Origin of the sequence: Pseudomonas sp. Root329 (assembly GCF_001424925.1) — a bacterium.
In the GTDB taxonomy this organism is placed as follows: Bacteria; Pseudomonadota; Gammaproteobacteria; order Pseudomonadales; family Pseudomonadaceae; genus Aquipseudomonas; species Aquipseudomonas arabinosi.
In genome coordinates, this window is the sequence record NZ_LMCV01000050.1 from 64,737 (window position 1) to 78,274 (window position 13,538).

Here is a 13,538-nt window from a genome sequence, read left to right on the forward strand (position 1 = left end):
TTAGCCCTGATTGAGCAATTGACGCAAATCGATCACTGCGGCGTTGGCCCGGGAGATGTAGTTGGCCATGACCAGCGAGTGGTTGGCCAGCACCCCGAAGCCGCTGCCATTAAGGATCATAGGACTCCAGACCGGTTCCTGCGAGGCTTCCAGTTCACGAATGATCTGACGCACGCTGACCGTGGCGTTCTTCTTGGCCAGCACATCGGCGAAGTCGACTTCGATGGCGCGCAGCAGATGGGACAAGGCCCACGCCTGACCGCGCGCTTCGTAGAACACGTTGTCGATCTGCATCCACGGGGTCTCGACGATTTCTTCGTCAACCTGCGGCACCTGACCCGGTGCGACGACTTCGGTTTTCAGCGCGGTGTTGAGTTTGACCCGGCCAACGCTGGCCGACAGCCGTTGCGACAGCGAACCCAAACGGGTGCCGACGTCGCCCAGCCAGTTGTTCAGGTTGTCGGCGCGGGCATAGAACAGCGCGCTTTTCTGACTCGGGTCGGACAGGCGCGCCTGATAACGGCTCAGGGAGTTGATGCCTTCCTGGTATTCGGACTCACTGGAGGGCAGTACCCAGCTCTTGTTGTCGAAGTTGAAGCGCGGCTCGGCCTTGGCCAGGTCAGCGTCTTCGGTGGACTGCGACTGGGAACGAGCGAAGTCTTTACGCAGTGCACGACTCAGGTCGCGGACCTGGACCAGCACGCCATATTCCCAGCTCGGCGTGTTATCCATCCACAGGCCCGGCGGGAAACGGTCGTTGGAGATATAGCCACCCGGTTTGGTCAGCAAAGTACCGGCGACGGTCTTGAGGGTTTCGACCGTGGTGTAGCCGATGACCATTTGCTTGCCTTCTTTCTCGGCGGCCATCTGGGCGTTCTGCTGAACCGGGAACAGCGCAGGTTCCTGGCTCCAGTACCAGCCCAGCGCAATAGCCACCAACAAGTAAATGGCAATCAGAGTGGCCAACGCCCGGCTGAACAACAGGCCACCCAAGTAACTACGGGTGGCCGATTTCGGTTCAGCGGCACGTTCAGGCGCGCTGCCCGCGCGGTTCTTCCAGTCCAGCATGGCGATATCCTTTCAATCACTTGAGTTCATCGGTTCGACCACAACCCTATCTCATCGTGCCTCGTTTGCCGCGCATTAAATCCTGCGCAAACACTACCCGCACAATGACCATGATCGACGGCCACTATAAATGAAGCACAGCTTTGATCCTATGCGACCAGTCGGTCAGAAACTGAATCAGGTCGCTTTGCAGTTAATTGACGTACGACACTCATGCGATGGAAAAGAGGTGCTAGCATAGAGCCACCAGTCGATCTCAGCATGCACCCTAACTAGTAGTCAGGATATGACCGAGCCAGAAGACCCCAGCCGTGAGCGCCTCAAGCACCACTTTGCCCAGCGGGTAATTCATCAGGCACGTCAAATTCTTGAGATATGGCAGCGCCTGCAACGCAGCGAGTGGTCCACCACCGACTTATCGGAACTGAGCGAGGCCAATCTGCGCCTGCTGCGTTTCGCCGAGCGCTTCGAACAACCTGAACACACCCAACTGGCACGCCACATCGGTCAGTCGCTGGAGGCTGTCGACGCCAATCGCGGACGCCTGAGCAGCGGACTGATCACTGACCTCAATCGTTTGATGCAGCGCCTGTCACGCACCGGTTTGCGTCATGGCGATCAGTTGGACCAGACCTTTCTGCCGCCGCTGCGCAAGCCGATTTACGTGATGCTGCAGGATTACGACCGCGCCGAGCGTCTGGCCAAGCAGCTGGAATTTTTTGGGCTCAGCGCTCAAGCCCTCGACAGCGTTGCGGCGTTCCGCTCTTCGATGGTCGAGCGCTTGCCTGCGGCAATCGTCATGGACGTGGATTTCAGTGGCGCCGGCATCGGCCTGAAACTGGCTGCCGAAGCCCAGGAAGGCCTCGATCATCAATTGCCGCTGTTGTTCTTCAGCCTGCACGAAACCGACACCCCGACCCGTCTCGCCGCCGTGCGTGCCGGTGGCCAGGAATTCCTGACCGGCACCCTCGAAGCCTCGAGCCTGCTGGAGAAAATCGAAGTCCTGACCTGCGTCGCCCAGTACGAACCTTATAAAGTGCTGATCATCGACGATTCCCGCGCCCAGGCCTTGCACACCGAGCGCCTGCTCAATAGCGCCGGGATCGTCACGCGGACCTTGATCGAACCGATCCAGGCCATGGCCGAGCTCGCGGATTTCCAGCCAGACCTGATCATCCTCGACATGTACATGCCGGCCTGCACCGGTACTGAACTGGCCAAAGTGATCCGCCACAACGACCGTTACGTCAGCGTGCCGATCATTTACCTGTCGGCCGAAGACGATCTGGACAAGCAGCTCGACGCCATGAGCGAGGGCGGCGACGACTTCCTGACCAAACCGATCAAGCCCCGGCACCTGATCACCACCGTGCGCAACCGCGCGGCGCGGGCACGCAATCTGAAAGCGCGGATGGTCCGCGACAGCCTCACCGGGCTGTACAACCACACGCACATTCTGCAACTGCTCGAAGACTGCAGCTTCCGCGCCCGTCGCGAGAACAAGCCGCTGAGTTTTGCGATGCTCGACATCGACCACTTCAAACGGGTCAACGACAGCCACGGCCACCCTATGGGCGATCGAGTAATCAAGAGCCTGGCGCTGTTCCTCAAGCAACGCTTGCGCAAGACCGATTTCATCGGCCGTTACGGTGGTGAAGAGTTCGCGATTGTCATGCCGGACACCGATCTCGAATCGGCCCACAAAGTGCTCGACGAAATCCGTCGACGCTTTGCCGAGATTCACTACCCGGCTCAACCGCAGGACCTCTGGTGCACGTTCAGCGCCGGCGTGGTGGAACTGTGCGAGCACTCCGACAGCCTGATGATGGCCAGCCAGGCAGACGAAGCGCTGTACCGCGCGAAGGACGCCGGACGCAACCGCGTGCAGGCCGCGCGGACGTCAAAGCAAAGTGCCACTTTTTCATCGGAATCGACCAACTCGGTCATAACCCTGTAACACAAACGCAATAAATTCAGGCGCTTACCATTCTGCCGCTGGTAGACCCGCGATGCGCCTGAAGCTGCTAACCAATCTCAATACTCTCCTTTTAGTCGCCGTGTGCGTGGCCCTTGGCGCCACACTGTGGTGGTCGCAAAAGGCCCTGGAACGCCCCTATCTATTGATGGAGCGTTACTTGGGCTTGTCCCAGCAATTTCAAAATGAAGTCGCGCGCAACATCGACGACTACCTCGCCAGCGGCGATGCCCTGCGCCTGAGCAGTGCCAGTCAGGCTATCGACGGCCTGCAAAAGGAGCTCGGTGAGTTGCCGCCGGCATTAGCCGACACCTTGCGCCCGAGCCTGTCGAACCTCGAAGAGTTCAGCAAAACTGACCTGCTGGCCGCCGGCAAACTGGCCGGTGATCCGCAAGCGCTGCTGCTGCAGGCCGAACGCGAACTCGGCGCCAGCCTCGATCAGCTCAGCCAGTACGCCAGCGCTAACGCGGCGTATCTGACGCCGTTGCTCGCCGCCTCCCAGCACTTGGGCAAGTTGTCTCTGGCCCGGGACAAACTGGTCAGCAGCGGCCGCAGCGAATTGGCCGCCGATGTCGAGCGTGAAGTCACCAACATCCGCACTCAGGCTGAGTTGCTGGGCGCCTTGCCGCTGCTCGGTGTAGCCAGCAGCAGCGAATCCGGCACCGATGATTTCGCCGCGATGATGGGCTTGGAGAACACCGAAAAAGCTGTTGCCGAAGATGCGGGCGTCGGCCTCAAGCGCGAACTCAACGGCCTGCTGACGCGCTACCCCGCCGAACTCTCCCGTACTCGTGACCAGATCCAGAAACGCACCGACCTCAGCGCCGCCACTCACCTGAAAATCGCCGCCGTGCAGCAGGCCATCGCCGGACTGGAGCCGGTGGTTCGCGCCCAGCACGGGCAGATCCAGGGCGAAGTGCGGCTGATGCAAGGCGTGATGATTGGCCTGATTCTGCTGATTGCTTTGCTCATCGACACCTTGCAACGGAAACTGGCCCGGACGCTGACCAACCTCGCCCCGGCCCTTTCAACCTGGGCCGAGGGCGACTTCAGCCGGGACATTGAACTGGGCGCGACCAATCGTGAACTGCACGACATTCAAGCTTCGCTCAATCGGTTGCGCGCCTATCTGGTCGACTTGGTCGGGACCATTCGCCTCAACGCCGAGCAGGTCGCCGGCAGCAGCCGAACCTTGGCCGAGTTGAGCAATGACCTGCACAGCGGCGCCGAACATCAGGCCGGCGACACGGCGCTGATCCGTGATTCTCTCGGCGAGCTGGAAGCGACCATTCAACAGGTGGCCGGCGATGCCAGCCAGGCGGCCGACGCCAGCCGCCATGCCGGGCTGGCGGTGGAGCACGGCCAGAAAGTCATCGGTTTGAGTCTCACCGGGCTGCACGCGCTGGTCGATGAAGTGCAAGGCAACGCGCAGATGATCGAACACCTGGCCGAAGAGTCGGCAACCATTGGCGGCGTGCTGACGGTCATCCGCTCGATTGCCGACCAGACCAACCTGCTGGCCCTGAACGCCGCCATCGAAGCGGCCCGTGCCGGGGAAATGGGTCGAGGATTTGCGGTGGTGGCCGAAGAAGTTCGCTCACTGGCACAACGCACCGCTGGCGCCACGGCAGAAATCCAGACCCTGATCGCCGGCTTGCAAACCGCGGCGCGGCAATCGGTGGAAGGCATGCGCGCCCAGGTCGAACACGCCGAAGCCACTGCCAATCAGGCCCAGGCCGCCGACGGTGCGCTGGATAAAATCGTCGGCGCGATCCAGACCATTTCCGACACCGCCGTGCGCATCGCCGATGTCACCGCCCAGCAGAGTGGCGCCGTCAGCGAAATCCGCGATCACAGTGAGCGGATTCACCAATTGGGTGGGGATAACTTGCTGCGTATCGGTGAGGGACGCGTGCAGGGGGAGAATTTGTTGGTGCTGGGTGGACGGCTGCATACCGCCGTTCAGGCCTTCCGCGTCTGATAGATTGCCATCGTCGGAACGCCGCCCGGAGCAGGCTCGCTCCCACAGGAGTGCGCATTCCATTGTGGGAGCGAGCCTGCTCGCGATGGCGCCAGAACAGTCACCGGAAAACTCCCCGCCCTGCACACCCGACCGCTGTCCGCTATCATGCCCTCACTTTCGATACGCGAGATTGTCATGCGCCGTTTGCTCTGCCTGCTGTTTTTAGTGCTCGCCCTGCCGGCCACCGCCGCCGGTTTGCTGGACAGTCGGCCCAGTTCGACGTTGGGCTCGATCAACAACAGCGCCGACTTTCTGCCGGTACGCGAAGCCTTTCAGTTGAGCCTGGTCGAAAGCACACCGCAATCGATAAAGCTGCGTTTCGTCGCCACCGAAGGCTACTACCTCTACCGGCACCGCTTTCAGTTTCGCGCCGACCCGGCCGATGTTGCCTTGGGCGCCGCGCAACTGCCCAAGGGCGAACAGAAACACGATGAGTATTTTGGCGATGTCGAGGTCTACCACGGGGTTCTCGATGTAGAGCTGCCGCGCACCGATCAACGCGCCTTCACCCTGGTGGTTACGTATCAGGGTTGCGCCGACAAAGGCTTGTGCTATCCACCCGAGACCGAGCGCCTGAGTATTGATGGCAGCGCAGGCGCAACTCCGACCTGGAGCTGGCGCGAACTGGCGCTGTTCTTCCTCGCAGGCTTGGGCCTGACGTTCACACCCTGCGTGCTGCCAATGCTGCCGATTCTGTCCGGCGTGGTGTTGCGTGGTCAGGTGGGTGGCTTGCGCGGTTTCAATCTGTCCCTCGCTTATGTGCTGCCAATGGCCGCCTGCTTCGCCCTGCTCGGGGCGTTGATGGGGATGTTCGGCGCCCAGCTCAATCTTCAGGCGCGGCTGCAATCGGCGTGGGTGCTGGTACCGTTCGCGATGTTTTTTGCGCTGTTTGCCCTGGCGATGTTTGGCGTCTTCGAACTCAAGCTGCCCCACGCCATCAGCAGTCGGCTGGATCGGATCGCCGGTCGCACCGAGGGTGGTTCGTTGTGGGGTGCCGCGGTGCTGGGCGTGGTTTCCAGCCTGCTGGTGTCGCCCTGCGTCTCGGCACCGCTGGCCGGCGCGCTGCTGTACATCAGCGCCAGCGGCGATGCATTGGGCGGTGGTCTGAAATTGTTCATGCTCGGCCTTGGCATGGGCGCCCCGCTGTTGCTGGTCGCCACCGGTGGCGCCGCCTGGCTGCCGAAAAGCGGACCCTGGCTGATCTATGTGAAAAACGCGATTGGCGTTTTGTTGCTGGGGCTGGCGATCGGTTTGCTCAGTCGAGTACTGCCGGGCCAGATCACGTTGTTGCTGATCGGCTTGCTGGCCGGTGGCGTCGGGTTGTTCATGGGTGCGCTGGAGTTCGTCTACAAACCGCCGAGAAAACGCCTGGGCCAATTGCTTGGGATGTTCCTGCTGTTTTATGCGCTGGCGTGTTGGTATGGCGCGTTCAGCGGCCAGACCGACCCGCTCAATCCGATTGGCCAGCCGCGCACGGTTGCCGGCAACGAGCAACCGCAAAACTTCAGCGCCTGGCAAACCGTCAGCACTCCGGCAGACCTTGACCGCGTCCTCGCCGAAGCCAAATCATCGGGCACCCCGCTGCTGCTCGACTGGTACGCCGACTGGTGCATCAGCTGCAAAGTCATCGAACATGAGGTGCTCAACGACGTCAGGGTCGTCGAACGCCTCAAAGGCTATCGGCTGATCCGCTTCGACATCACCGCCAGCAACGCCGAGCAACGCGCCCTGCTCGACCGCTACAAATTGTTCGGCCCGCCAGCGCTGATGTTTTTCGGCAAGGACGGCGTCGAACACGCCGATGTGCGAGTGATCGGCGAGATCAACGCCACTGACTTCGCCGAACGTGTTGCGAAAGCAAATGACCGGATTTAATAACCCGGTCACATATTTCGCGCAAACATCGGCCATCGTGCTGGCTATTGCATAGAACTGGACAGTCACAAAGGCTTTGCGGCATAGTCGCCGGGTTCTGACAATTGCACACAGATAACAAGGAACAGCAGATGGCGACGCTACTGGTTCTGCACGGACCCAACCTGAACATGCTCGGCACCCGTGAACCGGGCACCTATGGCGCTACGACACTGGCGCAGATCAACCAGGACCTGGAACGCCGCGCCCGTGAAGCCGGCCACCATTTGCTGCACCTGCAAAGCAACGCCGAGTACGAATTGATCGACCGCATCCACGCTGCCCGCAGCGAAGGTGTGGACTTCATTCTGATCAACCCAGCAGCTTTTACGCACACAAGTGTCGCATTACGTGACGCGCTGCTGGCGGTGAGCATCCCATTCATCGAAGTGCATTTGTCTAACGTGCACAAACGCGAACCTTTCCGCCATCACTCTTACTTCTCCGACGTAGCGGTGGGAGTGATCTGCGGCCTTGGCGCCAGCGGTTATCGACTGGCCCTGGAGGCTGCCCTAGAGCAGCTTGAAAGACCGGCAACAGCTTGAACGACAAGCGTAACGCCCCTGACCGACCCTTGGGAGTTGATGATTCATGGATATCCGTAAAGTTAAGAAACTGATCGAACTGCTGGAAGAGTCCGGCATCGACGAGCTCGAGATCAAGGAAGGCGAAGAGTCCGTACGCATCAGCCGTCACAGCAAGACCCCGGCTCAGCAGTATTACGCACCGGCTCCAATGCATGCTCCGGCGCCTGCGCCTGTGGCTGCTGCCCCGGTTGCTGCCGCCGCACCTGCTGCTCCGGCCGCGCCAGTTCTGAACGGTAACGTTGCCCGTTCGCCTATGGTCGGTACCTTCTATCGCAAATCTTCGCCAGCCTCGCCGTCCTTCGTTGAAGTCGGCCAGACCGTGAAGAAAGGCGACACCCTGTGCATCGTCGAAGCCATGAAGATGATGAACCACATCGAAGCTGAATCCAGCGGTGTGATCGAATCTATCCTCGTCGAAGACGGCCAGCCGGTTGAGTACGACCAACCGCTGTTCACCATCGTTTGAACCGCGGAGAGACTTTGATGACTGCGAAGTTGGAAAAAGTTCTGATCGCCAACCGCGGTGAGATCGCCCTGCGGATCCTGCGTGCCTGCAAAGAGATGGGCATCAAGACTGTCGCCGTTTACTCCAAGGCCGACAAAGAGCTGATGCACCTGGGTCTGGCAGACGAATCCGTCTGCATCGGCCCGGCCTCGGCCGCGCATTCTTACCTGCACATCCCGGCAATCATCGCCGCGGCTGAAGTGACTGGCGCCACTGCCATTCACCCAGGCTACGGTTTCCTTGCGGAAAACGCTGATTTCGCTGAACAGGTCGAGAACTCCGGCTTCGCCTTCATTGGCCCGAAAGCCGACACCATTCGCCTGATGGGCGACAAGGTATCGGCCAAGCACGCCATGATCGCTGCGGGCGTTCCAACCGTTCCGGGTTCCGACGGCCCGTTGCCTGAAGACGAAGAAACCGCCCTGCGCATCGGTCGCGAAGTCGGTTACCCGGTGATCATCAAAGCCGCTGGCGGCGGTGGTGGTCGCGGCATGCGCGTTGTGCATAAAGAAGAAGACTTGATCTCCTTCGCCAAACTGACCCGCACCGAAGCAGGCGCGGCGTTCGGCAACCCGATGGTCTATCTGGAAAAATTCCTGACCAACCCACGTCACGTGGAAGTCCAGGTACTTTCCGACGGCCAGGGCCACGCCATCCATCTGGGCGACCGCGATTGCTCGCTGCAACGTCGTCACCAGAAGGTTCTCGAAGAAGCGCCGGCACCGGGCATCGACGAGAAGGCACGGGCTGAAGTCCTCGCACGCTGCGTCAAGGCGTGCATCGACATCAACTACCGTGGCGCGGGCACTTTCGAGTTCCTGTACGAGAACGGCGCGTTCTATTTCATCGAAATGAACACCCGCGTTCAGGTTGAGCACCCGGTATCCGAAATGGTCACCGGCATCGACATCGTCAAGGAGATGCTCAGCATCGCCGCTGGCAACAAGCTGTCGTACACCCAGGAAGACGTGGTCATCCGCGGTCATGCACTGGAATGCCGAATCAACGCCGAAGACCCGAAAACCTTCATGCCGAGCCCGGGCACGGTCAAGCATTTCCACGCACCAGGCGGCAACGGCGTTCGCGTCGATTCGCACCTGTACAGTGGCTATGCCGTTCCGCCGAACTACGATTCGTTGATCGGCAAGCTGATCACCTACGGCGCAACCCGTGACGAAGCCCTGGCGCGCATGCGCAATGCGCTGGACGAAATCGTTGTCGACGGGATCAAGACCAACATCCCGCTGCACCGCGATCTGGTCCGTGATGAAGGCTTCTGCAAAGGTGGAATCAACATCCACTACCTGGAACACAAGCTGGCTGGCGAAAAGCATTAAGCTGTGATCCATACCAACAAAGCCGCTTTCGAGCGGCTTTGTTGTTTCTGAAGGTTTCATCCATCCCAGCGGGGCTAATCTGGCAGGCACTGGTTTGTCCGGGCTGGCTATAATCGCCCTCTTATCAGCGCAACGCCGACGAACCAGAGCCAGCCTATGCCTGAAAAACTGCCCATCAATCTCAACGATCTCCTGCGCCAGAGGACAGTCGAGGGGGAGCGAATCGAATACAAATCAGGCTGGAATCCTGATCCGATCATTCGCACGCTCTGCGCTTTCGCCAACGACTTCGAAAACCTGGGCGGTGGTTACGTTGTGATTGGGCAGGATTGCGATGCCAATGGTCAGCCGATCTTTCCTCCACTGGGACTTTCCGATCAGGCGCTCGACAAGATCCAGCTCGAACTGCTAGCGGCTTGCCAATCAATTCAGCCTGCTTACTTTCCAGTGTTGAGTATGGAAGAGGTCGAAGGCCGCAAGTTAATCGTGCTATGGGCGCCCGGCGGGCAAAATCGCCCCTATAAAGCTCCGGCCGCAGTGACAGCCAAACACAGAAGCTTGCACTACTACATCCGTCGCTACAGCAGCACGGTGGAAGCCAAGGGGGAAACCGAACAGGAACTCTTGAGCCTTACTGCCAAGGTGCCTTTTGATGATCGCTTCAATCTGGGCGCTCGTGTCAGCGATCTGTCCAAACCTCTAATGCAAAGCTTTCTGCAAGAAGTGGGCAGTGCCCTGGCCGAGGATGCAGCGGTTCTGTCTACCGAAGCGCTAGGGCGACAAATGAACGTCGTGGGCGGCCCGACCGAGTCGCCATGGCCTAAAAATGCAGGCCTTATGTTCTTTAGCCCAGCCCCAGAGCGATTCTTCCCCGGCACACAGATTGATGTGCTGTGGTTTCCGGAGGGTACTGGCGGTGATCGCTTTGACGAAAAGATCTTCAAGAGGCCACTGGCAACCATAACCCGCGAATCGCTGGCTTATATTCAGCGCAATTACCTACATGAAACAGTGATCAAGCATGCAGACCGCGCCGAAGCTACACGGATCTGGAACTTCCCCTTCGCTGCAATTGAAGAGGCGCTGGTCAATGCCGTTTATCACCGGTCCTATGAAGAACGCGAACCGATTGAGGTCCGCATCAGCCAGGAAGAATTGGTGATTCTGAGCTTTCCGGGGCCAGACCGCTCGATTCGAATGGAGGACCTGCGAATAGGCCGCGCCGTGAGCCGCCGCTACCGTAACCGGCGAATTGGTGAGTTCCTGAAAGAACTGAATCTGACCGAAGGCCGCTCGACAGGCATCCCGAAAATCCTCAAGGTCATGGCGGTCAATGGCTCACCTGCGCCACTATTTGAAACCGACGATGATCGGATTTCGTATGTCATACGGCTTCCAGCTCACCCTCAGTCACAGAGAGCAGAAGCAACAACCATGGAAGTCAGCATGGAAGTCAGCATGGAAGTCGCTTCGGTGCTGAGGGCCGTTGAAGGCAACATGAGCAGACTGGAACTTCAGAACAGTATGGGCCTGAAAAACGCTGACCACTTCCGCAAGGCTTACATACTGCCGGCCATGGCCGCCGGGGTACTTGAAATGACGCTGCCTGAACGCCCCAACAGCCGCCTGCAACGCTATCGTCTGACGAACAAAGGCCTGCAATGGCTCACAGCCAACAATGCAGGCAATCAGCATTAATATATCCATACCAACAAAGCCGCTTTCGAGCGGCTTTGTTGTTTCTGAAGGTTTCATAATGTGCATGCGAGCAAGGCTGCTCCCACAAAAGCCCCGCGCTCGCGTAAACTTGCGCGCTTCTCGCAGCCCGCTAGGCTGCAATCAATATTTTTCAAAGGTGCCCGCCATGCCTTGGCTGCAAGTCCGTCTCGCCATCAGCCCAGAACAAGCCGAAACCTACGAAGACGCTTTCCTTGAAGTGGGCGCCGTATCGGTGACTTTCATGGACGCCGAAGATCAGCCGATCTTCGAACCGGAACTCAACACCACGCCGCTGTGGTCGCACACGCACCTGCTGGCCCTGTTCGAAGGTGGCACCGAAGCCGCCACCGTGCTGGCCCACCTTGAGTTGCTGACCGGCAGCCCGCTGCCTGAACATCACAGCGAAGTCATCGAAGACCAGGACTGGGAACGCAGCTGGATGGACGGTTTCCAGCCGATGCGTTTCGGCCAGCGCCTGTGGATCGTCCCGAGCTGGCACGCAGCTCCCGAGCCTGACGCGGTAAACCTGCTGCTGGATCCAGGCCTGGCGTTCGGCACCGGCACTCACCCGACCACCGCGCTGTGCCTGGAATGGCTCGACGGCCAGGATCTGAAAGACTGCAACGTGCTCGACTTCGGCTGCGGCTCGGGGATTCTGGCGATCGCCGCCCTGCTGCTCGGCGCGAAAGAAGCCGTCGGCACCGACATCGACGTGCAGGCGCTGGAAGCCTCGCGCGACAATGCCGGGCGCAACAACATTGCAGAAGAGCTCTTCCCCCTGTACCTGCCGCAAGATCTGCCGCAGGTTCAGGCCGACGTGCTGGTGGCCAACATTCTTGCCGGCCCACTAGTTTCCCTGGCGCCGCAATTGTCCAGTCTGGTCAAATCCGGTGGTCGTCTGGCGCTGTCGGGCATCCTCGCCGAGCAAGGTGAAGACGTCGCCAAAGCCTACGCTCAGGACTTCGATCTGGACCCGATCGCCAATCGCGATGGCTGGGTGCGTATTACTGGCCGTCGGCGCTAGAATGAACGCCTGCATAATCCGGATTACCGCATGACCGACAGCTTCGTCACTCAGTGCCCGCATTGCCAAACCAGCTTCCGCGTCAGCCATGCTCAATTGAGCGTGGCCCGCGGAGTGGTTCGTTGCGGCTCGTGCTTGCAGGTGTTCAACGCCGCCAAGCAGCTACTTGAGCAACGGTCAGGCAAGGACGCGATCACGCCTGCAGCCCCGGTCATCGTCGAACCGCCGGAGCCGCGAGCCATCAGCCAAAAGCAATGGACCGCGGCCGAGCTGGATCTGGACAGTCTGGACCTGGACGAAGAGCTCGCCCGCCTCGAACAACGGGAGATCCAGCCGACCACGGAATTCGGCAGACAGCGCGAAGACAACCTGAGCGCCAGCCGGGATACCGTCGAGCACGAAGAAGCGCCATGGCCCGACAGCCTGTTCAGCGAATCGGCTGCCGATCGTGCGCAGACCACTGAAGCCGACTTCCCAGAGCTGGAACTCGACCCGAGCAAATACTCGCGCACCGAACCTTCGCTGTCCCTGGAACCGGTGGAGCTGGAAGACGAGTCTCTGCCACCACAGCTGCGCCTGCACGACCCGCTCGACGCACCGATGCATCACGAACGCCTGTCGGCGACTGATGATATCGACGACGATCTGCCCTCGATCGAACCAGTGCGCAAAAAGCGTGAGCCGGCTGTCCGCGCCGACGCCCTGCAAGACCTGACCGATGACCCGCTGCAACTGGACTGGCAAAAGCGCCGTTCACCCTGGGGTCGTCGATTTTTCTGGCTGCTGCTGATCCTGCTCGGCGTCGCCGCGCTCGCTGGTCAGTACATCGCCTACCATTTCGATGAACTGGCGCGTCAGGACCAGTACCGTCCGTGGTTCCAGCAACTGTGCCCGCAAATCGGCTGCACCGTGCCATCCAAAGTCGACATCGCCAAAATCAAAAGCAGCAACCTGGTGGTCCGCAGTCACCCGGACTTCAACGGTGCACTGGTGGTCGACGCGATCATCTACAACCGCGCACCCTTCTCCCAGCCTTTCCCGCTGCTGGAGTTGCGTTTTGCCGACCTCAACGGCCACTTGATCGCCAGCCGTCGCTTCAAGCCCGGCGAGTACCTCAACGGCGATCTCGAAGGGATGGCGGAAATGCCTCCGCAAACGCCGATCCACATCGCACTGGATATCCTCGATCCAGGCTCCAAAGCGGTGAATTACAGCCTGAGCTTCCATTCACCCGAGTGAAACGGTTCAGTGTTACGGCTTTGACGGCATATTTCTGACTTTGACCGCTCACACCAAACCGCTGGCGATAACAGAATAACTGTTCAGATTTTGTTCAATTCAGCCTTTATCCAGTCATCGAGAGCGGGTATCATGCCAACCCTTTTT

General features: G+C 59.8%; 10 protein-coding genes. 9 read left to right on the top strand and 1 reads right to left on the bottom strand.

The features are described 5' to 3' along the window. Positions 1-1,068, bottom strand: a complete 1,068-nt coding sequence (locus ASC74_RS28965; RefSeq protein ID WP_056746213.1) for a DUF2333 family protein — start codon at positions 1,066-1,068, stop codon at positions 1-3. Positions 1,069-1,354: 286 nt separating this feature from the next. Between ASC74_RS28965 and gcbA the strand changes: the two genes are divergently transcribed. From gcbA to ASC74_RS29010, 9 genes are all read left to right on the top strand, one after another. After that, positions 1,355-3,025: a diguanylate cyclase GcbA gene (gcbA, locus tag ASC74_RS28970; RefSeq protein WP_056746216.1), complete on the top strand. Its 1,671-nt coding sequence runs from the start codon at positions 1,355-1,357 to the stop codon at positions 3,023-3,025. 955 nt (positions 3,026-3,980) lie between these two features. Continuing rightward, entirely contained in the window at positions 3,981-5,024 is a 1,044-nt protein-coding gene (locus ASC74_RS32805) for a methyl-accepting chemotaxis protein (protein WP_442965808.1), read from the top strand. A 177-nt stretch (positions 5,025-5,201) separates the two neighbouring features. Continuing rightward, a complete protein-coding gene (locus ASC74_RS28980) occupies positions 5,202-6,941 on the top strand; it encodes a protein-disulfide reductase DsbD (RefSeq protein ID WP_056746220.1) in 1,740 nt (579 codons plus the stop codon). Between the two features lie 131 nt (positions 6,942-7,072). Continuing rightward, a complete protein-coding gene (aroQ, locus tag ASC74_RS28985) occupies positions 7,073-7,525 on the top strand; it encodes a type II 3-dehydroquinate dehydratase (protein WP_033059577.1) in 453 nt (150 codons plus the stop codon). Between the two features lie 46 nt (positions 7,526-7,571). Beyond that, a complete protein-coding gene (gene accB, locus ASC74_RS28990; protein ID WP_046044753.1) occupies positions 7,572-8,033 on the top strand; it encodes an acetyl-CoA carboxylase biotin carboxyl carrier protein in 462 nt (153 codons plus the stop codon). A 17-nt stretch (positions 8,034-8,050) separates the two neighbouring features. Next, a complete protein-coding gene (gene accC, locus ASC74_RS28995; RefSeq protein ID WP_008153754.1) occupies positions 8,051-9,409 on the top strand; it encodes an acetyl-CoA carboxylase biotin carboxylase subunit in 1,359 nt (452 codons plus the stop codon). A gap of 156 nt (positions 9,410-9,565) precedes the next feature. Beyond that, entirely contained in the window at positions 9,566-11,107 is a 1,542-nt protein-coding gene (locus ASC74_RS29000; RefSeq protein ID WP_056746222.1) for a Fic family protein, read from the top strand. Between the two features lie 166 nt (positions 11,108-11,273). After that, positions 11,274-12,152, top strand: coding sequence for a 50S ribosomal protein L11 methyltransferase (gene prmA / locus ASC74_RS29005; protein ID WP_056746224.1), 879 nt, complete (start codon positions 11,274-11,276; stop codon positions 12,150-12,152). 30 nt (positions 12,153-12,182) lie between these two features. Next, entirely contained in the window at positions 12,183-13,391 is a 1,209-nt protein-coding gene (locus ASC74_RS29010; protein WP_056746226.1) for a DUF3426 domain-containing protein, read from the top strand. Positions 13,392-13,538: the final 147 nt, after the last annotated feature.